Annotated in this window: 14 protein-coding genes and 1 pseudogene; 6 read left to right on the top strand and 9 right to left on the bottom strand. The window is 74.0% G+C overall.

The window, feature by feature from the left end; translation table 11 throughout:
- Positions 1 to 78 precede the first annotated feature (78 nt).
- Both HUN58_RS10925 and HUN58_RS10920 read left to right on the top strand, forming a co-directional pair.
- Complete coding sequence (locus HUN58_RS10925; RefSeq protein ID WP_217488515.1) at positions 79 to 5,691, top strand: glutamate synthase-related protein; 5,613 nt, start codon at positions 79 to 81, stop codon at positions 5,689 to 5,691.
- A complete protein-coding gene (locus tag HUN58_RS10920) occupies positions 5,688 to 7,475 on the top strand; it encodes a sulfite reductase subunit alpha (protein WP_180224752.1) in 1,788 nt (595 codons plus the stop codon). Before HUN58_RS10925 ends, HUN58_RS10920 begins: the two co-directional genes overlap by 4 nt.
- A 239-nt stretch (positions 7,476 to 7,714) precedes the next feature.
- Here the strand turns inward: HUN58_RS10920 and HUN58_RS10915 are convergent, their stop codons facing one another.
- The 8 genes from HUN58_RS10915 to mvk all read right to left on the bottom strand — a co-directional run bounded on the left by HUN58_RS10915 (position 7,715) and on the right by mvk (position 15,730).
- The gene (locus tag HUN58_RS10915) at positions 7,715 to 8,848 is read right to left on the bottom strand and encodes an alpha/beta hydrolase (RefSeq protein ID WP_114850570.1); all 1,134 of its coding nucleotides are present in this window, start codon (positions 8,846 to 8,848) and stop codon (positions 7,715 to 7,717) included.
- Positions 8,849 to 8,852: 4 nt separating this feature from the next.
- Positions 8,853 to 9,758: a hypothetical protein gene (locus tag HUN58_RS10910; RefSeq protein WP_114850571.1), complete on the bottom strand. Its 906-nt coding sequence runs from the start codon at positions 9,756 to 9,758 to the stop codon at positions 8,853 to 8,855.
- Positions 9,758 to 10,258, bottom strand: a complete 501-nt coding sequence (locus HUN58_RS10905; RefSeq protein WP_114850572.1) for a hypothetical protein — start codon at positions 10,256 to 10,258, stop codon at positions 9,758 to 9,760. Before HUN58_RS10905 ends, HUN58_RS10910 begins: the two co-directional genes overlap by 1 nt.
- Before the next feature lie 166 nt (positions 10,259 to 10,424).
- Positions 10,425 to 11,600 carry a hydroxymethylglutaryl-CoA synthase gene (locus HUN58_RS10900; RefSeq protein WP_141862684.1) on the bottom strand — a complete coding sequence of 392 codons (1,176 nt, stop codon included), beginning with the start codon at positions 11,598 to 11,600 and terminating at the stop codon, positions 10,425 to 10,427.
- The gene (locus HUN58_RS10895; RefSeq protein ID WP_114850574.1) at positions 11,597 to 12,661 is read right to left on the bottom strand and encodes a hydroxymethylglutaryl-CoA reductase; all 1,065 of its coding nucleotides are present in this window, start codon (positions 12,659 to 12,661) and stop codon (positions 11,597 to 11,599) included. Before HUN58_RS10895 ends, HUN58_RS10900 begins: the two co-directional genes overlap by 4 nt.
- Positions 12,658 to 13,737, bottom strand: a complete 1,080-nt coding sequence (locus tag HUN58_RS10890) for a phosphomevalonate kinase (RefSeq protein ID WP_114850575.1) — start codon at positions 13,735 to 13,737, stop codon at positions 12,658 to 12,660. Before HUN58_RS10890 ends, HUN58_RS10895 begins: the two co-directional genes overlap by 4 nt.
- A complete protein-coding gene (mvaD, locus tag HUN58_RS10885; RefSeq protein ID WP_180224751.1) occupies positions 13,734 to 14,741 on the bottom strand; it encodes a diphosphomevalonate decarboxylase in 1,008 nt (335 codons plus the stop codon). The genes HUN58_RS10890 and mvaD overlap by 4 nt, the downstream gene beginning before the upstream one ends.
- Entirely contained in the window at positions 14,738 to 15,730 is a 993-nt protein-coding gene (gene mvk / locus HUN58_RS10880) for a mevalonate kinase (protein WP_180224750.1), read from the bottom strand. Before mvk ends, mvaD begins: the two co-directional genes overlap by 4 nt.
- Positions 15,731 to 15,848: 118 nt before the next feature.
- Between mvk and HUN58_RS10875 the strand changes: the two are divergent.
- The 4 genes and pseudogenes from HUN58_RS10875 to HUN58_RS10860 all read left to right on the top strand — a co-directional run bounded on the left by HUN58_RS10875 (position 15,849) and on the right by HUN58_RS10860 (position 19,671).
- Positions 15,849 to 17,495, top strand: a pseudogene (locus HUN58_RS10875) (DHA2 family efflux MFS transporter permease subunit).
- Positions 17,496 to 17,643: 148 nt separating this feature from the next.
- Positions 17,644 to 18,159 carry a MarR family winged helix-turn-helix transcriptional regulator gene (locus tag HUN58_RS10870; protein ID WP_180224749.1) on the top strand — a complete coding sequence of 172 codons (516 nt, stop codon included), beginning with the start codon at positions 17,644 to 17,646 and terminating at the stop codon, positions 18,157 to 18,159.
- An 86-nt stretch (positions 18,160 to 18,245) separates the two neighbouring features.
- Positions 18,246 to 18,668, top strand: coding sequence for an organic hydroperoxide resistance protein (locus HUN58_RS10865; protein ID WP_058729284.1), 423 nt, complete (start codon positions 18,246 to 18,248; stop codon positions 18,666 to 18,668).
- A gap of 28 nt (positions 18,669 to 18,696) precedes the next feature.
- Positions 18,697 to 19,671: a zinc-binding dehydrogenase gene (locus HUN58_RS10860; RefSeq protein ID WP_180226125.1), complete on the top strand. Its 975-nt coding sequence runs from the start codon at positions 18,697 to 18,699 to the stop codon at positions 19,669 to 19,671.
- Between the two features lie 61 nt (positions 19,672 to 19,732).
- Here the strand turns inward: HUN58_RS10860 and HUN58_RS10855 are convergent, their stop codons facing one another.
- Positions 19,733 to 21,511 (bottom strand): chloride channel protein, encoded by a 1,779-nt coding sequence (locus HUN58_RS10855; protein WP_180224748.1) that lies wholly within the window; start codon positions 21,509 to 21,511, stop codon positions 19,733 to 19,735.
- Between the last annotated feature and the right edge of the window lie 14 nt (positions 21,512 to 21,525).

Here is a 21,525-nt window from a genome sequence, read left to right as displayed (position 1 = left end):
GACGGTCTGCCCGCGGCGAGCGCTCCACCGATGCAGCCTGGCCGACCGCTGCCGGCACTCGCTCCACTGGACCCGCTCGTGAACCCCTCCCCCTTCGGCCTGTACGACCCTGCTCGCGAATCGAGCGACTGCGGCGTCGGCTTCATCACCCGTCTCGACGGGACCCCGAGCCACGACGTCCTGGTGAAGGGCGACGAGGCACTGTGCGCGATCCCCCACCGCGGCGGCAAGTCCGCCGAGGGCGTCGGTGACGGCGCGGGCGTGAGCATCGACCTGTCGGTGGAGTTCTTCAGCGCGATCACCGGCCAGACCCTGCGCGCCGGGCACTTCGGCGTCGCGAACTGCTTCGTGCCGTCCGACCCCGACGAGCGTGCCGACGCCGAACGCCTCGTGACGGCGGAGCTGGCGGAGCAGGGCTTCGAGCTGCTCCTGGTCCGCGACGTCCCGGTCGACCACGGCGTCGCCCGCCCGGAGGCCGAGCAGTACCAGCTGCCGATCGTGCAGTGGGTCTTCCGCGCCCCGGAGTCCTGGTCCCGCGCCGACGTCGACGCCGCGGCGAACCGCGCGCTCCTCGCGATCGAGGCGGTGTCCTACGCCCGCGCCGCCGAGGAGCACGCACCGCACGCGGCCCTGTACCCGCTGTCGCTCAGCGCCCGGACCCAGGTGCTGAAGGGCCGGCTGAACTCGGGCGAGGTGATCGGCTACTTCACCGACCTGCGCGACCCGCGGCACTCGGTCCGGACGCTGTACTTCCACACCCGGTTCTCGACGAACACCGAGCCGCACCCGACGATGGCGCAGCCGTTCCGCCTGATGGCACACAACGGCGAGCTGAACACCGACCGCAAGAACCGGCTGTCCGACGAGGCCTCGGCGCGCGCCCGCACGCGCAGCATCGTCCGGCCGCCAGGGCAGTCGGACTCGAGCCGGCTCGACCAGACCCTGCAGAGCCGGGTGTTCGACGACGGCCTGGACCTGGTCGAGGCCGTCGTGACGCTCATGCCCCCGGCGTGGGAGAACGACCGCACGCTCACTCCAGCGGTGCGCGACATGCTCGAGTACCACTCGCTGTACGAGGAGAAGAACGACGGTCCCGCCGCCGTGATCTTCAGCGACGGCGACGTCGTGGGCGCGCGCCTCGACCGGCTCGGCCTCCGGCCGCTCCGCACCGTGCAGACCGCCGAGTACCTGATGGTCGCGTCGGAGTCCGGCCAGGTCGCGTTCGCCGCGGACGAGGTCGTGCACCGCGGCCGGATCGAGGCCGGCGGCATGCTCGTCGTCGACCACCGCACGGGTTCGGTGCTGCGCACGCGCGAGGCCCTCGAGCTGCTCGCCGCCCGCAGGCCCTTCGGCGCGCTGCTCGACGCCGCCCGGGTGGAGCTCGACGCCCTGCCCGCGCCCGCGTACGAGCGCGGCACGAGCACGCTCGGCTACGACGGGGACCTGTCGCTCGCCGGGCGCTACGTCGCGTACTCGCTGAACCAGGAGAGTTTCCGGTTCATGCTCGACCCGATGCTCGCGAACGGCTCGGAGCGCATCTCGGCGATGGGCTACGGCAACGCGATCAACGCCCTGAGCGACACCGAGGGCGGCATGGCGAAGTACTTCTCGCAGCGCTTCGCCCAGGTGACGAACCCGCCGCTCGACTCGATCCGCGAGGCCGACGGCATGTCGATGCGCGTGGCCCTCGGCGCCAAGCTCGACGCCCACACGCGGGCGGCTGCTGGTGGACACACCAGCGCGCAGGCCGACGCCGACACCAGCACGGCCGCCGTCCCGACCCGTCAGATCGTCGTGCAGTCCCCCGTGCTCGGCCACCTCGACATGGTCCGCCTGCGCGACCAGGACGTCGTCCCGCTCGAGCGCTTCGACATGCTCTACGTGCCCGTCGTCGACGACGAGCACGCCAACGCGGACGCCGTCCGCTCCGCCGTCGAGGCCCTGTGCGACCGGGTCGAGGCGTTCGCGCGCACCACGGGCGGCATCGCGGTCCTGACCGACCGCGCGGTGTCCTCGACCCGCGCACCGCTCCCGGTGATCCTGGCGGTCGCGGCCGTGAACCAGCGGCTCATCGAGACCGGCCTGCGCCTGCGCCTGTCGATCGTCGCCGAGTCCGGGCAGCTCCCGTCCTCGCATCACGTGGCCACGGCGCTCGGCTTCGGTGCGTCGGCGGTCTACAGCCTGTCGGCCCGGCTCCGTGCCGAGGAGCAGTACCCCGCCGAGGCCGCCCCCGCCGGCGAGGTCACCGCGACCGACCTGGCCCTGCGGCGCTTCCGGAAGGCGGCGGAGAAGGCCCTCGCGAAGACGATGGGCCGCGTCGGCCTGTGCACCGCGGAGAGCTACATCGGCGGCGCGTTCTTCGAGCCGAACTACCTGGACACCGGGGACGACCTGTTCGCCCGGGTGTTCCCGTACATGCAGGCCCCGGTCGGCGGTGTCGGCTTCACCCGCATCGCACAGGCCGCGACGGAGTGGCACGAGCGCGCCCGCTCGGTCGCGACCGAGGCCCAGGTCCCGCTGCTCGGCCTGTTCAAGGAGCGCTCCGACGGCGCCGGGCACTCGTTCGGCGTCGCGAGCGTCCGCGGCTTCGGCGGGATGACCGAGGAGCGCCCGGCCTTCGAGCGTGCCGGCGACTCGGAGGCGCTCCGCCTGCTCACCCTCGGCCAGCTCGACGACGCCTTCGGCATCACCGACAGCGCGTACCGGGGCACCGGCTACGACCGGCTGAGCGACGCCGAGGTCGACGCGCACCGCATCACGCCCGGCTACGTGTCGTTCCTGCAGACCACCCACGACGAGCGGTCCCGCCGTCCCGCCGCGCTCCGCGACGTGCTCGCGCTGCCCGCGGACGTCACGGGCATCGACGAGGCCGAGGACTTCGCGCGCGAGCTCGGCCGCTTCTCGACGACCGGCAACGCCAGCATCACGGTGCGCGGTCTGTCCGGCTCGCGGCCCGCCTCGCCCGACGGACTGCCGGGAGGCACGACCCGCTTCCGCCTGGAGCTCACGTCGACGGGACCCACGGGTTCCGCACGCCACCGGGCCCTCGCGGACGGGCTCGCCCTGCTGCACCCCGGCCAGGTGGACGTCGACGCCGTCGACGACGACCAGGTGACGCTCCGCGCCACCGGCGCCGCCGCCGCGCTCCTCGCGCTGCTGCAGGCGGCCCCGGCGAGCGTGGACCTCGACCGGGTGCAGCCCGCGCACGAGATCACCCGCACGCTCGCGTCCGGGGCGATGAGCCACGGCGCCCTCGTCGCCACCGCGCACGAGGCCGTCGCGCACGGCACGAACATGGTCGGCGGCATGTCGAACTCGGGCGAGGGCGGCGAGCACCACTCCCGCTACGGGACGATCCGCGGCTCGAAGATCAAGCAGTTCGCCTCGGGGCGGTTCGGCATCTGGGCGGGCTACCTGGCCGACCCGATGCTCGAGGAGCTCGAGATCAAGATCGGCCAGGGCGCCAAGCCCGGCGAGGGCGGTCAGCTGCCCGCGCCGAAGGTCACGGTGGACATCGCCGCCGCACGCGGAGGCACGCCCGGCGTCGAGCTCATCTCGCCGCCGCCGCACCACGACACGTACTCGATCGAGGACCTCGCGCAGCTCATCCACGACTGCAAGGCCGCCCGCGTCCGGGTCGTCGTGAAGCTCGTGTCCTCCGAGGGCATCGGGACGATCGCCGTCGGCGTCGCGAAGGCCGGCGCGGACGTCATCAACGTCGCGGGGAACACCGGCGGGACGGGTGCCGCGGCGGTCACGAGCCTGAAGTACGCGGGCCGCTCCGCGGAGATCGGCGTCGCCGAGGTGCACCAGGCCCTCGTCGCGAACGGCCTGCGGCAGAAGGTCACGCTCCGGTGCTCCGGCGCCCACCAGACCGGATCGGACGTCGTCACGAGCGCGCTGCTCGGCGGCGACTCGTTCGAGTTCGGCACGACCGCGCTCATGATGCTCGGCTGCGTCATGGCGAAGAACTGCAACGTGAAGTGCCCCGCCGGCCTGACCACGAACGCCGAGGCGTTCGAGGGCGACCCGCGTGCGCTCGCGCAGTACCTGCTCAACATCGCGCACGACGTTCGGCAGATCCTCGCGCGCCTCGGGCTGCGGTCGCTCCGCGAGGCCCGCGGGCGCACCGACCTGCTGCAGCTGCTCGACCACCCGGCGAGCGTCGGCCGGCTCGACGTGCGGGACCTCCTGGCGCAGGTGCCGGAGAAGGTCGTCGCAGACCCGGAGTACCTCGAGAAGGACTACCGGACCGACGACGCGCTCATCGCCCAGGTGCGTACGGCGCTCGTCGACGGACACGAGCATGCGCTCGTGGTCGACGGCGTCGTCCTCGGCAACGCGGACAAGTCCGTCGGCGGCCAGCTCGGCATCGACCTCGAGCGGATCCTGAACCACGAGCTCCGCGGGGCCGACCTGTCCGGGCACCCGGCGATCGCCGAGGACGACCGCGGTCGCCGTCGGCTGGTCGACGGCGCCCTGACGATCCGCACGAGCGGGTCCGCGGGGCAGTCCTACGGGGTGTTCACGAACGACGGCACGACGCTCGACCACACCGGCACCGCGAACGACGGTGTCGGCAAGAGCCAGTCCGGCGGCCGGATCGTCGTCCGCGCGCCGGGCGGCGGCAGTGCCGAGCGCGGCGGCAACGTCCTCGTCGGCAACTTCGCGCTGTTCGGCGCCACGGGCGGCCGGACGTTCGTCGAGGGCGAGGCCGGCGACCGCTTCGCCGTGCGCAACTCCGGGGCGACCGCGGTCGTCGAGGGCCTCGGCGACTTCGGCTGCGAGTACATGACCGGCGGTGCCGTGCTCAACCTCGGCGGCTTCGGCAAGGGGCTCGGGAACGGCATGTCCGGCGGCTTCCTGTACCAGTACGACCCCTCGGGGCAGGTGACCGAGCGCGCGAGCACCGACTCGCTCCTGGTGTTCCCCGTCACGGAGACCGGGCGCGGGGCGTTCCACGAGGCGGCCGCGAAGCTCCTGCTCGAGTGGCACCTCGAGGCGACGGGCTCGGCGCTCGCCGAGCGGCTGCTCGCGGCGTGGGAGACCACCCGCGACCACGTGTACGTCGGCATGCCGCGGGCGCTCCTGCTCAGCCAGGACGCCGACGAGATCCTCGCCGCCGCGACCCGACCGGAGCTCCTCGACGAGCTCGCGACCTCGGTCGCGACGGACAAGCTCCGCGCGTTCAAGACGGACTACCGCGACCGGCGCACCGTGCTCGACGGCCGCGCTCCCGCGCTCGGCGACCAGGGCGAAGACACGTTCGCGCTCCTGTCGTCGTACACGGTGCTCGGCGTCGCCCAGGACGTGGCGCAGGAGCGCGTCCCCGGTGCCGCGGCGGGCGACCCCCGGGTCACCGAGGCGGTCCGCAACCTCGTCCTGACCGAGGACTTCCAGGTCAAGCAGCGGGTCGTGAAGTATCTGCGCCGCACGCTCGAGTCCTTCGCGGACGACGAGCTCGCGACGCTCATCGCGACGAAGCGGCTCGACGACGCCAAGCGTGCGCTCGCGCAGCGGAACAACCGCAGCTCGGACGCACCGGGGACCACGGGGTGGATGATGCACCAGACCGCCAAGAACGCCGGCCGACGCCGAGCCGCACGGTTCGACGAGCTGCTCGCCACCGCGGCGCTCGAGGACATCGCCCGCCGCGCGCCGCTCGCCCCGGTCGAGGCGGTGACGGCATGACGACCATGCCCCCGACCGGGTCGCTCATCCCCGTCGACGCCCCGTTCTCGGCCGCGCAGGAGTCCTGGCTCGCCGGGTTCATCGCGGGCATCGCCGCCGCGGGGAAGAAGGCCGCCCCGGCAGCACCGACCACGACGATCGACGTGCTGTTCGGCACGCAGACCGGCAACGCGGAGCTCCTCGCCGAGGACCTCGTCGCCGGCGCGACCGCCAGGGGCCTGGGCGGTCGGGCGACCCCGCTCGACGCCGTCACCCCGGAGCAGCTCGCCGGCATGACGCACGTGCTCGTCGTCACCTCGACGTACGGCGAGGGCGAGATGCCCGACAACGCCGGCCTGTTCTGGGAGGCGCTGCAGTCCCCCGCGGTCCCCCGTCTCGAGGGCGTGCAGTACGCGGTGCTCGGGCTCGGCGACACGAGCTACGACGAGTTCTGCCAGGCCGGGAAGCTCCTGGACCTGCGGTTCGAGCAGCTCGGCGCGGCCCGCGTGCACGACCGGGTGGACTGCGACGTCGACTACGAGGACCCGGCCGCCCTCTGGAGCGCCGCCGTCCTCGACCGGATCGCCGCCCAGGCCGGCGTCGCCGCGACGGGCGGGACCACCACTGCCGGGGCCGCGCCGACGGCGACCGCAACCGGCGGGGCGGGCGCGGGTCGTGCCTCCCGGCCGGGTGCGCAGTGGACCAAGCGCACCCCGTACCGGGCGCCGCTCGTCGTGAACCGGGTGCTCAGCGCGCCGCGGAGCGCGAAGGAGATCCGGCACCTGGAGTTCGACCTCGGCGACTCCGGGATCACGTACGCGGCCGGCGACGCGCTGGCCGTGGTGCCGCACAACGACCCGGCGCTCGTCGACCAGCTGCTCGACCACCTCGGCGCGGACGGTGCGGCGGACGTCGACGGCCGACCGCTCGCCGAGGTCCTGCGCGTCGAGCGCGAGATCCGGACGCCGTCGAAGGACCTCGTCGCCGACCTGGTGCAGCGTGCGCCCGCGTCGGAGCTCGCCGCGGTCGTGGCGCACGGCGACAAGCAGGAGCTCGACCGGTGGCTGTGGGGGCGGGACGTCCTCGACCTGCTCGTGGACGCCGGACCCGCGGCGCCGTCGCTCGACGAGCTGCTGCCGAACCTCCGCGGACTGCAGGCGCGGCAGTACTCGATCTCGTCGAGCCCGCTCGCCCACCCCGGCCGCGTGCACCTGACCGTCGCGAGCGTCCGGTACGGGGACACCCGACGCACCCACCACGGCGTCGCGTCGACGTACCTGGCGGACCGGGTGCAGGCGGACGGTGAGGTCGGCGTGTACCTGCAGCCGAACGCCGCGTTCGGGGTGCCGGCCGACGGCGACGCCCCGATGGTGATGATCGGCCCCGGGACCGGGATCGCGCCGTTCCGCGGGTTCCTGCACGAGCGGGCGGCCGCCGGGGCGACCGGGCGCAACTGGCTGTTCTTCGGCGACCAGCACCGCGACACGGACTTCGTCTACGAGGACGAGCTCACCGCGTTCCGGGAGTCCGGCGTGCTCGACCGGCTCGACCTGGCGTTCTCACGCGACCAGGCCGAGAAGGTCTACGTGCAGACCCGGATGCGGGAGCAGGCCGTCGAGCTGTACCGGTGGCTCGAGGACGGCGCGTTCGTGTACGTGTGCGGCGACGCCTCGCGGATGGCGAAGGACGTCGAGCAGGCGCTGCTCGACGTCGTCGCCGAGCAGCGGGGCCGGGGCGCCGACGACGCGCTCGGGTACCTGGCCGACCTGCGGCGCGCGAAGCGGTACGTCCGCGACGTCTACTGACCCGCGCGCGGGGTGCCGATCCGCGCGTGGAAGGCGCTTCCGCGCGTCGGGTGCCGTTCCGCTCGTAGGAGGCCGTTCCTTCCGGCCTCCGACGCGCGGATCGGCATCCCAGGACGGAGGCGATGGGAAGGATCGCTCACGCGACCGGCTGACGGACGGGAGGCCCGTGGCGGCACCGGCACGGGCCTCCCGTCCGTCCCCGGGTCACCACCCGATCAGCGCGACGCGGTGCAGCGCCCTCAGCGCGCGGGCAGCCCCGCGATCCACCCGGCGACCTGCGCGTCGAACCACGCCGCGTCGAGGTTCCGCTCCCACGCGTGCTCGGCCGAGCCGCTGACCACCAGGGTCACCCGGTCGGGCTCCCCCGCGGCGAACTGCTGGCTCACGGCGAACGGCACGGTGCGGTCCCCGTCGGAGTGCACGAGCAGCGTCGGCGGCAGGGGCGGCGGGACCCGGAGCCACGACAGCGCCCGGACGTCGACGGGCGCCCGGAGCCCGACCACGCGGTGCAGCAGCGGCGTGCGCATCGCCGCGAGGGCCGCGGAGACGACGAACCCGGGCACCGGGGTGCGGGCCGCCTGAAAGCGGACGGCCGCCTCCCAGTCGAGCGCCGGCGCCACGAGCAGCACGCCCGTGACCAGGTCGCGGTGGGCCGAGCGCAGCAGCAGCTCGTGGGTGATCGTGGCGCCCATCGACCAGCCGACCAGGACGATCCGCCGAGCACCGTTCGCGACCGCGTGGTCGAGGGCTGCCTCGACGTCGACCCACTCCCGGGCACCGAGGTGGGACGCGCGTCCCTCCCACGGCGCCTCACCGTCTCCGCGGAACGATGGCACGATCGAGGTCCAGCCGGCCTCGAGCGCCGCCGGGACGGTCCGGAGCGCGGTCACCCGGGTCGTCCGGATGCCGTGCACGTGGACGGCCCACGTGGCCGCGGCGTCGTCGTCGGGGCGGGCGGGGCGCACCACCCACGCGGGTGCCGCGCCGAGCGGGGTCGGGATCGACACCTCGGACCAGTCGACCTCCATCGCGGCGGGGTCGGGGTGCACGTGACCGCTCCACCGGATGCGGGCGGACACCGCGCCGGTCGTCCGGACCACGGCGCGGCGGACGGTGCCGGCGGCCTCGTCGACCTCGAGCACCGGCCCGACCGTGGTGTGTCCGTCGCCCTCGTGCCACAGGCCGTACTCCCCCGGCCGCAGCGTGTCGGCGGTCAGGGGCAGCTGCACCGAGTCGGCGTCCGCGTCGAGCACCGGCGTCCACCGGTGCCGCCCGGGCAGGACGATCTTGCCGACCACCGCACGGACGGCCAGCAGCCCGCCGACCACCACGAGCACCACCAGGGCGACGAGCGCCCACACCACGACCGTCATGCCGTCATCCTCCGAGGTTCCGAGCGAGCAGCCGCTCCGCCGACCGCACGTGCGCGAGCTCGCCCGGGTCGATCGTCCGTCCCTGCACCTCGGCGTCGCGGATCGCGATGACGAGGTCGTACGTCCGCACCCGCAGGTCGGCACGGCGGTCGACGGGCCGCAGACCGTGGTGTCGGACGACGCGGGCGAGCCGACGGTGGTGCCGGCCGAGCCGCAGGTCGCGGACCCACCGGCGCACCGTGAACGAGGCCATCCCGACGACGACGAGCACGATGCCGAGGTAGAAGGGCGGGTCGAACGCGAACCGCAACGCGTCGCGGACGCCGGGGGTGGCCAGGCCGAGGTGGTCGGCCGTCAGCGACACGATCTCCTCGACGCTGGCCAGGGTGACGAGGACGAGTCCGACCCGGAAGACCCCGAGTGCCCCGCGCCCGGTCGGCATCCCGCGCACGAGCGTCGTCACCGTGATCGCGGCCACGCAGGCCATGTAGACCGAGGCGTAGAGCCACATCGCGGTCTGGTCGATGCCGAGCACGATGAAGTGGAACGCGGTCGTGCCCCGGTCGGTGATGCAGGCGAACGGGATCGTGAACGCGGTGACCACGGCGAGCAGCGCGAGGGGGTGCGCCAGGACCGGTCGGCGCGGCAGGTCGCCCGTGGACGCGCGGAGCATGAGCCAGAAGGCGGTGGTCGCGCAGACGTTCTGCACGAGGTTGATGAGGTTCGTGCCGCCGAGCCACCCGTCGAGCACGGTCTGCGGCACGACGCTGCCGAGGGTGAGGAGCCCGAGGGCGCCCACCCCGGTCGCCGCCCAGGCCGCGCGACCGCGCGGGTTCCGCCACACCGACGGCGTCCGCGCCACGAAGATGAGGGCCGCGCACCAGAAGGTGGCGGCGTGCAGGGCACCCATCAGCCGTAGGCCCGCTCGTCCGACGACCCCGCGCCGAGCAGGACGGTGGCGACCTCGTACGCGAAGCGCTCCGCGAAGTGCTCGTCGTCGCCGGACACGCGCACGAGCCCGTGCCCGGCAGTCTGCGTCGGGTCGTCCGCGTGCGCCGCGCTCCGGCCGTCGACGTCCCGCTGGCACACGTTCGTCCCCGCGGCGAGCGACGCGACCGACGCGGGCGTCGGCGCCCCGGCGTCGCCGTGCAGCAGGTGCCCGAGTTCGTGCAGCACGCAGTGCATGCGGTACAGGGGCGGCACGGCGGCGGGGACGAGCACGAGGTTCTCGTGCGGCGCCTGCGAGACGAGTGCGGTGAGGCTGCCCCACGACGGGCCGTCCACGTCGACGACGCGGGTCGGCGTGCCGACCGTGCGGGCGACCGCGGCCACGACGTCGTCGAGACGCGGGTCGGCCGGCAGCGTGCGCACGAGGTCGGCGACCACCGTCGTCACGTTCCGCCCTGCCATCGACTCCCCCTCGTCCCGCGGACAGCCTACCGGCCCGGATCCACGCGTCGGGCGGTGCGGTCCCGGCGACGGCGCGCGCGGTCGCGGGGTGACCGGACGACGGACGGGAGGATCGTGGCGGGCCCGCCACGGTCCTCCCGTCCGCGTCCTGGCGGGCCGGACCCGCTCAGTCCTGCGCGACCGCCTCGTAGTGGCGCGCGCCACCGCGCACCCCGGCGAACCGGTACGGACCGGCGGTGACCCGGGGACGCTCGACGTCCTCGCTGGTGGCGGCGCCGCCGGCGTGCAGCGCGCGGTACTCGTCGACCGTCAGCCGGACGCGCGCGTCGAGCACCGCGCGCACGCGACCCTCGCGGCGGTGCGACCGGTAGTCCGGCTGCACGATGCCCGTCATGAGCTCGCCGACGCTGCCGGAGCCGTAGCTGAACATCGCGATGCGCTGCCCGCCGAGCTCGTCGTCCAGGTCGAGGAGTGCCGCGAGGCCGATCCAGATCGACGCCGTGTAGGTGTTGCCGGTCTGCCGGTTGTAGGTGAAGCCGATCGCGAGCTCGGACTCGTCGAAGGGCTCCCCGACGTGCTGCGTCAGCTTCCGGTGCGCCTTGAGGGCCATCTTCGTGAACGGCTGGTGGTGCACGAAGCGGGTGATGTCGGCGTACGCGGGACCGCCCTGCGCGGCGAGGTCGTCCCAGGCGCCGACGAAGGCGTCGACGTACGCGCTCACCGAGAGCCGCCCGTCGACGAGCGCCGTGGAGCGGTCGTTCGGACGCCAGAAGTCGTCGACGTCGGCGGTGAAGACACCGGCGGCCGGCTCGAGCTCGACGAGGTCCGGGTCGGCGGACACCAGGATCGCGGCGGCGCCGGCGCCCTGCGTGGGCTCCGCGGCGGTGTCGACGTCGTAGCGCGCGACGTCGGCGGCGATCACGAGCACCCGCTCGTGCGGGGCGCGCGCGACGATGCCGAGCGCGAGCTGCACGGCCGCGGTCCCGCCGTAGCAGGCCTGCTTGAGCTCGACGACGCGCACCGACTGCGGCAGGCCGAGCAGCCCGTGCACGAAGACGCCGGCGGCCTTGGACTGGTCGACGCCGGACTCGGTGGCGAACAGCACCGTGCGGATGCCCTCGACGCCGTGGCGGTCGATGACCTCCTTGGCGGCGGCGGCCCCCATCGTGACGATGTCCTCGTCGGGCGCGGGCACGCTGAACGCGTCCTGGCCGATGCCGACGTGGTACTTCGCGGGGTCGACACCCAGGCGCTCGGCGAGGTCGTCGAGCTCGAGCACGTGGTGGCCGGTGGCGATCGCGATGTCGTGGATGCCGATGCTCAGCGGCTGCTGCGCGGTCATGCTGCACCTCCTGCAGGCCGGGAGCCCCGGCGTTCCATGGCGACGTGGGCCGCCATCAGTTCTCCGGGGTTCGTCTGGGCGGCGAGCAGGGAGAGCTCACCGCAGAGGACCGTGGCGGCGCACAGGGCCGCCAGGCGTCGGGCGTTCGCGCCGGGTTCGCGCTCCTCGCGGCAGCCGAGCCGCACGAGCGCGTCCTCGACGACCGGCAGGTCGCCGCCCTTGCCGTTGCCGACCGTGCCGACGATCAGGTGCGGCAGCGCGGTCGAGAAGTACAGGTCGTCGCCGCGGGCCTCGGCGTAGGTGATGCCCTGCGAGCCCTCGACGATGTTCGCGGCGTCCTGCCCGGTGGCCAGGTAGAAGCCGAGCAGCATGTTCGCGTAGTGCGCGTTCGCGGAGCGCAGGGCACCGGCGATCGTCGACCCGACGAGGTTCTTCGCGACGTTGAGCTCGGCGATCCGCGCGGCACTCGACCGGAGCCGCTTCTCGACGACCTCGCCCGGGATGACGATCTCGGCGATGGTGTTCCGGCCGCGTCCGCGGATGCCGTTCACCGCGGTGGCCTTCTTGTCGGTGCAGAAGTTGCCCGAGACGCTGACGTACCGCAGGCCCGGCTCCCACGCGAGGATCGCCGGCAGCAGCTTGTCCGCCGCCTGCGTGACCATGTTGTGGCCGGAGGCGTCGCCCGTGGTGAACGCGAAGCGCAGGAACAGCAGGTCGCCGACGATCTCCGGGTGCACCTCGATCAGCTTCGCGAACCGGCTCTGCCCGGCGACGAGCTGCTCGAGCTCGTCCTGGCGCGCCAGGATCCGCCCCGCGGCGATGTGCGCGGCGGCGGCGCTGTCGGCCTTCACGACGACGGAGCGGGTCATGCGCTCGTCGACGACGGTCGCGACGATCCCGCCCTCGACCATCCGCGAGACACGGGCGCCGCGGCCGACGGACGGCCAGAGCGGCGACTCGTACGTCGCGAGCGGCACCTCGTGCTCGCCCTCAACGGCGTTGCCGCTCACGCGGATCGGCCCCACCCACTTCGTGGGGATCGGGGTCAGCAGGTCGGTCATTCGACGCTCCCTTCGGGCGCTTGCACCGCGACGCTGAGGTGTCTGATGTCGTGCGCCTCCCAGGCGCGGTGGATGCCGGCGAGGTCGGTGTCCGCCGGGACGAGCGCGATGCCGCAGTCGCCGCCGCCGGCGCCGGACGGCTTCGCCGCCCCGCCGGCCGCCTCGACCACGTCGCACAGGGTCGCGAGGCGCTCGGTCTCGATCTGCGACCCGACCGACGCGCCGAGCCCCTGCAGGAGCGTGCGGGCGCGTCGCAGGGCGTCGAGCGTCTGCGCCGCGTCACCGGACCGGAGGCCCGTGGTCAGGTCGTCGACGCACGTCCGGCTCTCGTCGAGGAACGCCGGGTAACCACCGTTGCGGTGGCGCCGCACGACGTCGACGAGCTTCGTCGTGGACGCGGGCGAACCGGTCCAGCCGACCAGGAGCTCGAGGTCCTTCGGCGCCGGCAGCCGTTCGACGTCGAAGCCGGCCCAGGCGTCCGCGTCGGCCAGGACCTCGGACACCGTCCGGCCGCCGAGCATCCCCGCGAGGCGCTCCCGGTCGGGCGCGCTGTACCGCAGCCACCCGCCGAACGTGCTCGCCGCGAGGTCGCCGCCGGACGCCCGGGGGTTCACCCGGATGGTGGCGAGCAGGGCGACCCGGAAGCGGTCGCGCTGGGACAGCCCGATGCCGTAGAAGCGGTCGAGCGCGCCGACGGTCGCGACGGTCACGGCGGCGGAGGACCCGAGCCCGAACTTCCGGCCGCTGGCGTCGTCGAGCTGGCTCTCGATCCGCAGGTCGTGGAACCGCGGGGCGATCCCCCGCTCGGCGCGGAGCTTCTCGACGAGGTCGATCGTCGCCATCACGTAGTCGTACGGGTGGTGCTCGCGGTCGAGCGCGAGCCCGTCGTCCGCGCGGGTCCAGGTGAGCGGCAGGTGGCCGTACTCTTCGGAGTGCACGCTGCCCGAGCCGTGGCCCTCGGCGACCCGGGCCGTGATGGCGCGGTCGAGGGCGATGAGCACGGACGGCTGCCCGGGCTCGACGACGGCGTACTCGCCCGCGACGAACAGCTTGCCGTGGGCGCGGAACTCGATCACTCGGCGGTCTCCTCCGGTCGGACGGCACCCGCTCCGGGTGCCTCCGTTCCTTCGGAGCGGAGCAGGTGCGCGCCTGGTCCGGTGCCGGACTCGATGACGTCTCCCAGGTCGGCGAGCGCGGCAGCGACGGCGCCGCGGTCCTCGGGGGTGGTGAGCACGACGACGTTCGGGCCGGCGTCGGCCGTGGCGTACGCGGTCAGCCCGTCGGCACGGAGTCCGGCGACGGCGTCGAACACGGCGACGCTGCGGGCGTTCAGGTAGCGGATCGGCGGGAACGCGCCCTCGATCGTGGCGTGCATGCGGAGCGCGTTGCTCTCGGTGAGCTCGCCGATGCGGGCGAAGTCGCCGGCGGCGCACGCGGCGAGCATGTCGTCGACGGTGGCCGTGGTCGACTCGACCCACGCCGGGTAGAACGGCGAGGTCGCGATCGTGCGGCGCATCGCCTCGCGCGACCCGACCGCCTTCTCGCCGGCCGAGATCGTCACGACCACCATCGCCATCGGCGGCGCGGGGACGCGTTCGGCGAACGACGCCTGGTCGTCGCCCGCGTGCCACACCGCGACGCCGCCGGGGATCGACCGGGTGGCCGAACCGGAGCCGCGACGGGCGAGCCGGGACAGGTCGCGCTCGGACAGGTCGAGCCCGTACGCGGCGGCCGCGGCCGTCGCGAGCGCCGCGAAGCCCGACGCGCTCGACGCCAGCCCAGCGCCGGTCGGCACGGTGTTCTCCGACACCACCGCGGCGTGCACGGACGACCCCGCGGCCTGGCGCACGAGGTCGAGGAACTGCTGCACGCGGAGCAGGGCGCCGTCCGGGGCCGCGCCGCCGTTCAGCACGAGCGAGTCCGCCGCCGCGGCACCGTCGAGCGTGACGGTGGTGGTCGTCGGGAACACGTCGAGGCCCATCGACACGCTGCCCGTCGCCGGGAGGGCGAGCTGCGCGTCGGCCTTGCCCCAGTACTTCACGAGCGCGATGTTGGGGTGCGCGACGGCGGTGGCGGTCATAGGGCGCGGGCTCCGATCGTGGTGGTCCAGGTCTCCGTCGCGCCGGCGGCACGGAGGGCCGTCGCGACGCGGTCGGCGTGCGCGGCGTCGGCGACGAGCGCGAGGACGCATCCGCCGCGCCCACCGCCGGTGAGCTTCGCGCCGAGGGCGTCCGCACGGCGTGCGGCGTCGACGAGCCGGTCGAGGTCCGCGCTCGACACGTCGAGTTCGGTGAGCAGTCCGTGCGCGGCGTCCATCGTGGCACCGAGGCCCTGTGCGTCGCCGTCCACGAGTGTCCCCCGTGCGCGACGGGCCAGGTCGCCGATCGCCGCGGCCACGGCGTCGACGGCCTGCGGGTCGCGGTCGTGCCGCTCCCGCACGGCGGCGACGGCCTCGCGCGTGTGCCCGGGGACGCCGGTGTCGGCGACGACGAACGTGAACGCGGCGCCGAGCGGGACGGGTTCGACGACGCCGTCCTCGAACCACACCGGGACGTCGGCGACCACACCGCGGGCGTCGAGCCCGGACGGTCGGCCGTGGGCGACCCGCTCGCACTCCTGCACGAGCTCGTGGTGCTCCTGCGCGTCCAGGGTCCGGTCGAAGACGTCGGCGACGGCGGCCGTGACGGCGGCGGCGACCGCGGCGCTCGACCCCATGCCGCGGGCTGTCGGCACGGCGCTGTCGACGCGGACGTGCAGGTGCTGCTCGGGGGCGCCGAGGTGCCGCAGCGTGGCCGTGACCGCCGTGACGGTCGGCAGCACGGCGGCGGGCGCGGTGTCGAGCGGACCGGTGTGCACGGTGGACTCGAGTGCGCTGCCCGAGGTCGACGACACCGGGGTCGCGGTCGCGGTCACGCGGACGTCCAGGACGGGCAGCACGAGTGCGGGTACGCCGTACACCACGGCGTGCTCGCCGATCAGGATCGTCTTGCCGTGGGAGGACCCGGTCCCGGTGCGGAGGGTGGTGCCCGGGTGCGGGGTCGCGGTGCGGTCGGTGTCGTGGTTGGTCATCGTGGCTCGGGTCAGCCTAACCGGACGCGGGCGGTGCGGGACGTGTGCGCCGGCCGGACGCGTCCCCGGACACATCGACCCGGACGCGCACGGGCCGCAGGCGTACATTGTCGTCAGCATGCTGACGATCTCCGTCTGCCGACCACCAGGAGGGCCCGTGCACACCCCGTCCGTCCCCGACCGTCGCCGCTGGGCGGGACTCGTCGTCATCAGCGTCGCGGTCTCCCTGATCATCGTCGACTCGACGATCGTGAACGTCGCGATCCCGCGCATCGTCGCCGACCTGGACATCGACTCGACGCTCGTGCAGTGGGTCCAGGAGAGCTACACCCTGGTGTTCGCCGCGCTGCTGCTCGTGCTCGGCTCGCTCGCCGACCGCTACGGACGCCGGCGCCTGCTGACGATCGGCGTCTCGGTCTTCGTGGTGGCCTCGGTGCTCGCGGCGATCGCCCCGACGGGGGACCTGCTCGTCGCGGCCCGGATCCTGCAGGGCCTGGGCGGCGCGATGGTGCTCCCGACCACGCTGTCGCTCGTCAACGCGACCTTCACCGGGCGTGAGCGTGGCATCGCCTTCGCGGTCTGGGGATCGACCATCGGCGGCATGGTCGCGGTCGGCCCGCTGCTCGGCGGCTGGCTGACGACGGACTTCTCGTGGCGCTGGGCGTTCGGGATCAACGTGCCGCTCGGCATCGCGATCGTCGTCGGTGCGTTCCTCACCGTCCGGGAGTCCCGGGACGCCGCACACGCCGGCGGGATCGACGTGATCGGTGCCGTGCTCAGCGTGCTGACGAGCGCGTCGCTCGTGTTCGGGTTGATCGAGGGGCGGACGTACGGGTGATGGACGCCCGCGGAGCGCTTCCGCGTCGGCGACTGGGCGTGGCCGGCGGGCACCTCCCCGATCCCGTTCGCCTTCGCGCTGACCATCGTCGCCGGGATCGCCTTCGTCGCCTGGTCCCGACGCCGGCAGCGCTCGGGACGCTCGACCCTGATCGCGCTCGACCTGTTCCGCATCGGGTCGTTCCGGAACGGCTCGATCGCGGCCCTGATCGTGTCGCTCGGCGAGTTCGGGATCGTCCTGTCGCTGCCGCTCTGGCTGCAGAACGTGCTCGGCTACTCGGCACTGCAGACCGGCTTCGTCCTGCTCGCGCTGGCGATCGGCTCGTTCGTGGCGAGCGGGTTCGCGGCCACCGCCGGCCAACGGATCGGCCCGCTCCCCATCGTCCGGATCGGCATCGCCGCGGAGATCGTCGGGGTCGCGGCGATCGGGTTCGTCGTCTCCGCGGACACGCCGTGGTGGGCGGTCGTGCCGTGCCTGTTCGTCTACGGGTTCGGCGTCGGGCTCGCGACCGCACAGCTGACCGGGGTCGTGCTGCAGGACGTCCCGGTGGAGCGCAGCGGCGAGGCTTCCGGCGCCCAGAGCACCGCGCGGCAGATCGGGTCGGCGCTCGGCATCGCGGTGCTCGGGACGGTGCTCTTCACCAGCACGGGCGGACTCGTCCAGCAGCGGCTCGAGGACGCCGGGACCCCGTCCGGCGTCGCGTCCCGGGTGTCCGACGCGGTCGTGACCTCCTCCGGCGGGGCGATCGCCGGCCTCCGGGAGCGCGACGCAGCGACCGCCGACGTCGCCGCCACGGCCTTCAGCGACGGGACCCGTGCCGCAGCGTGGTCCGCCGCCGGGTTCCTCGTGCTCGGCCTGGCCGCGACGCTCCGGCTCCGTCGCCCCGACCCCCGATCGGACGAGCAGCCGACCCCCATGTCCGCCTGAGCCCCCCCCCCCAAGACGCAACCTCGGCGGTTCCTCGCAGCGAGATGTCGCTGCGAGGAACCGCCCACGTTGCGTTTCGCGAAGGCGCCACGCAGCACTGCGCGCAACCGGGTTGTGCACAACTGGATTGCGTGGCACACTTGGGGGCATGCCGGTGACCGACGAGATGGTGTGCTTCTCGCTCTACGCGGCGTCCCGGGCCACCACCCAGGCGTACCGCGCGCTGCTCGAGCCCTGGGGCCTGACCTACCCGCAGTACCTCGTCCTCGTGACCCTGTGGATCGAGGGCGACCAGACCGTGTCGAGCCTCGGCGAGCACCTGCAGCTCGACTCGGGCACGCTCTCGCCGCTGCTCCGCCGCATGGAGCAGTCCGACCTGGTCCGCCGCGAACGCCGCAGCACCGACGAGCGCGTCGTCACCGTGACCCTCGGCGACCGGGGCCGCTCGATCCGGCCCGAACTCGCGCACGTCCCCGCGCGCATCGCCGCCGGGATGGGCCTGCCGGACGAGCAGGCCGCGCTCGAGCTCATCGCGAACCTGCAGCGCCTGACGGCCACCATGCACGCTGCCGCCGACGCACCGGCCCCCGGATCCACCTCCGGCCCCGCACCCACAGCCGGTCCCGGCCCCGAGTCGCGCTCTCGGCGACGAGTCTCGGGCTGACGGACGCGGGACTCGTCGCCCACCCCGAGACTCGGGCCGGCCCCGTCGCCGGCCCACTGACCCCCACGAAGGAAGGAAGGACCCACATGGACGTCCTCTACACCGCCGAGGCCCTCGCCACGGGCGAAGGCCGCAACGGCCACGTCGCCACCAGCGACGGCCGCGTCGAGCACGACCTGGCCATCCCGAAGGAGATGGGCGGCTCCGGCAACGGTGCGAACCCCGAGCAGCTCTTCGCCGCCGGCTACGCCGCGTGCTTCCACTCCGCGCTGCAGGGCGTCGCCCGCGCGCAGAAGGTGAAGATCACCGACTCGACCGTCGGCGGCCGCGTGTCCATCGGCCCGAACGGCCAGGGCGGCTACCAGCTCGCCGTCATGCTCGAGGTCGTCATCCCGGACGTCGAGCACGACGTCGCGCAGGCCCTCGCGGACGCCGCGCACCAGGTCTGCCCCTACTCGAACGCGACCCGCGGCAACATCGACGTCACCATCGTCGTCTCGGAGGACTGACCCAATGACCGACACCACCCCCACCACCATGCGCGCCGTCGTGCACGAGACCTTCGGTGAGCCCGCCGACGTCCTGACCGTCGCCGAGCGCCCGGTCCCGCAGCCCGGCCCCGGCCAGGTGCTCGTCCGCACCGTCCTCTCCCCGATCCACAACCACGACCTGTGGACCATCCGCGGCACCTACGGCTTCAAGCCCGAGCTGCCCGCCGCCAGCGGCACCGAGGCGCTCGGCGTCGTCGAGGCCCTGGGCGAGGGCGTCGACCGCCTGCAGGTCGGCCAGCGCGTCGCCGGCGGCACCTTCGGCGTCTGGGCCGAGTACTCCGTGGCCGACGCCGCCGGGCTCGTCCCGGTCCCCGACGCGATGGACGACGAGTCCGCCGCGCAGCTCGTCTCGATGCCGTTCAGCGCGATCAGCCTGCTGCACTCGCTCGACCTGCACGAGGGCGACTGGATCATCCAGAACGCCGCGAACGGCGCCGTCGGCCGCATGGTCGCACAGCTCGGCAAGGCCCGCGGCATCAACGTGATCGGCCTGGTTCGTCGCGCCGAGGGCGTCGAGGAACTCCGCGCCCAGGGCATCGACCGGATCGTCGCCACCGACGCGGACGACTGGAAGGACCAGGTCGCGGCCATCACCGGCGGCGCCCCGATCGTCGCGGGCGTCGAGTCCGTCGGCGGCAGGGCCGCCGGCGACATCGCGTCGGTGTTGGGCGAGAACGGCACGCTCGTCGTGTTCGGTGCGATGGCCTCCCCCACGCTCGAGATCCCGTCGGGCAAGGTCATCTTCGGCCAGCTCACCGTCAAGGGCTTCTGGGGCGCGGTCGTCAGCAAGACGATGCCCGCCGAGCTCAAGGGCCAGCTCTTCGGCGAGCTCATCACGCGCGTGCTCGACGGCTCGCTGACGCTCCCCGTCTCCGAGACCTTCGTCTTCGAGGACGCCCGTGACGCCGCCCGCGCCAGCGACACCGCCGGTCGCGTCGGCAAGGTCCTCCTGCGCCCGTAGCGGGTCCGGACCACAGACGGACTGGAGGCCCGTGGCGAGACCGCCACGGGCCTCCAGTCCGTCACGGGGTCGGGACCAGGGCCCGCAGCGCGTCCGTGGTGCCGAGCCACCCGACCGGCCGACCGTCGCCGTCCACGACCGGCAGTCCGGTCCCGCCGTCGGCGTCGACGACCCGCTCGACGACGTCGGCGAGCCGCGCGTCGGCCGGGACGGCCTCGACGTCCGCCAGGACGTCCCCGACCACGCGGGTGCCGAAGCCCTCGTCGGCGAGCAGCGCGTCACCGACCGACCGCGCCGTCACCACCCCGGTCAGGCGACCGTCCGCGTCCACGACGACCAGCGCCCCCGCGTCCGCCGCACCGAGCCGGGCGAGTGCCTCGTCCGCGGTCGCCGTGGCGGGCAGCACCGGTCCGAGCGGCCGGACCGCCGCACCGACGGGCACGTCCGACCTGGCACCCTCGGTCGGCAGCGGTGCCGAGTCGGTCAGGTCCACCCCGCGGCGGCTGAGCTTGAGCGTGTAGATCGTGTCGCGGGACAGCACCCGCGAGACCGCGGTGGCGACGACGATCGCGACGAACAGCGGGAGCACGAGGGCGTAGTCACCCGTCAGCTCGAACAGCATGATCCCCGCCGTGATCGGCGCCCGCGTCGACCCGGCGAACACCGCACCCATCCCGACGACCGCGAACGCACCGACCTGACCGTGCATCCCGGGCGCCACCGACGCCACGACCTCGCCGAAGGCCGCACCCGTCATCGCGCCGACGAACAGCGACGGCGCGAACACCCCGCCGGAGCCGCCGATGCCGAGCGTCAACGAGGTCGCGAGCACCTTGCCGACCACGAGCACCGCGAGGAAGCCGAGCGCGTACCGACCGGCGACCCCGTCCTCGAGCACCGGGTAGCCGACGCCGTACATCTGCGGCAGCACCAGGAGCAGCGCGCCGAGCAGCAGCCCGCCGACCACGGGCCGCAGCCACTCCGGGCCCCGGGTCGCCCGCCAGGCCACGTCGCAGAGGTCCTCGACCAGGTACAGCACGCGCGTGAAGCCGATGCCGACCGCGCCCGCGAGCAACCCGAGCAGGGCGAACAGCAGGTACTCCGGCGGGGTCACGGCGCCGATCGTCGGCAGGTGCAGGAAGGCCGTGTCCCCGAAGGCCGCACGGCCGATCAGGGCCGCCGTGACGCTCGCGACGGCGACCGCCCCGAACGACGTCGGCGTGAAGTCGCGGAGCAGGAGCTCGAGCGCGAAGAACACCCCGGCGACCGGGGCGTTGAACGTCGCCGAGATGCCCCCGGCCGCGCCGCAGGCCACGAGCGTGCGGAGCCGACCCTCGGGCATCCGCATCCACCGGCCGATCGTCGAGCCGAGCGCCGAACCGATCTGGATGATCGGCCCCTCGCGGCCGACCGAGCCGCCCGACCCGATGCAGATCGCACTCGCGAGGGCCTTGACCACGGCGACGCCGCCACGGATCCGGCCGCCGTTCCGGGCGATGGCGAACATCACCTCGGGGACACCGTGGCCGCGGGCCTCCCGGGCGAAGCGCTGGATGAGCGGTCCGTACAGCAGCCCGCCGACGGCCGGGGCGAGGACGACGAACCCGGCGCCGAGCCACGGGACCCAGGGGTTCGGCGGGTGCCCGGTCGTCGCGGCGTAGTCGGCGTGGCCGCTGAACAGGAGCGTCGCGTGCTCGATCAGCCAGCGGAAGACGACGGCGGCGACCCCGGCGCCGGCGCCGACGACGAGTGCGGGGAGGGCGAGGCGGAGCGCCGCGGACCCGAAGCGGGTCCCGGCGAGCCGGACGTGGGCGTGGACGGTGGGGATGCGGGCGGGCACGGTCCTCCGATCAG

The organism is Curtobacterium sp. Csp1, assembly GCF_013347185.1.
This window is presented reverse-complemented; position numbering and strand designations above follow the sequence as displayed.

Excerpts from the sequence above, each read along its gene's own strand:
- HUN58_RS10865 (WP_058729284.1), top strand. The coding sequence starts at position 18,246 with ATGGACGTCCTCTACACCGCCGAGGCCCTCGCCACGGGCGAAGGCCGC.
- HUN58_RS10860 (WP_180226125.1), top strand. The coding sequence starts at position 18,697 with ATGCGCGCCGTCGTGCACGAGACCTTCGGTGAGCCCGCCGACGTCCTG.
- HUN58_RS10905 (WP_114850572.1), bottom strand. The coding sequence starts at position 10,258 with ATGGCAGGGCGGAACGTGACGACGGTGGTCGCCGACCTCGTGCGCACG.
- HUN58_RS10920 (WP_180224752.1), top strand. The coding sequence starts at position 5,688 with ATGACGACCATGCCCCCGACCGGGTCGCTCATCCCCGTCGACGCCCCG.
- HUN58_RS10915 (WP_114850570.1), bottom strand. The coding sequence starts at position 8,848 with ATGACGGTCGTGGTGTGGGCGCTCGTCGCCCTGGTGGTGCTCGTGGTG.
- HUN58_RS10900 (WP_141862684.1), bottom strand. The coding sequence starts at position 11,600 with ATGACCGCGCAGCAGCCGCTGAGCATCGGCATCCACGACATCGCGATC.
- HUN58_RS10895 (WP_114850574.1), bottom strand. The coding sequence starts at position 12,661 with ATGACCGACCTGCTGACCCCGATCCCCACGAAGTGGGTGGGGCCGATC.
- mvaD (WP_180224751.1), bottom strand. The coding sequence starts at position 14,741 with ATGACCGCCACCGCCGTCGCGCACCCCAACATCGCGCTCGTGAAGTAC.
- mvk (WP_180224750.1), bottom strand. The coding sequence starts at position 15,730 with ATGACCAACCACGACACCGACCGCACCGCGACCCCGCACCCGGGCACC.
- HUN58_RS10870 (WP_180224749.1), top strand. The coding sequence starts at position 17,644 with ATGCCGGTGACCGACGAGATGGTGTGCTTCTCGCTCTACGCGGCGTCC.
- HUN58_RS10910 (WP_114850571.1), bottom strand. The coding sequence starts at position 9,758 with ATGGGTGCCCTGCACGCCGCCACCTTCTGGTGCGCGGCCCTCATCTTC.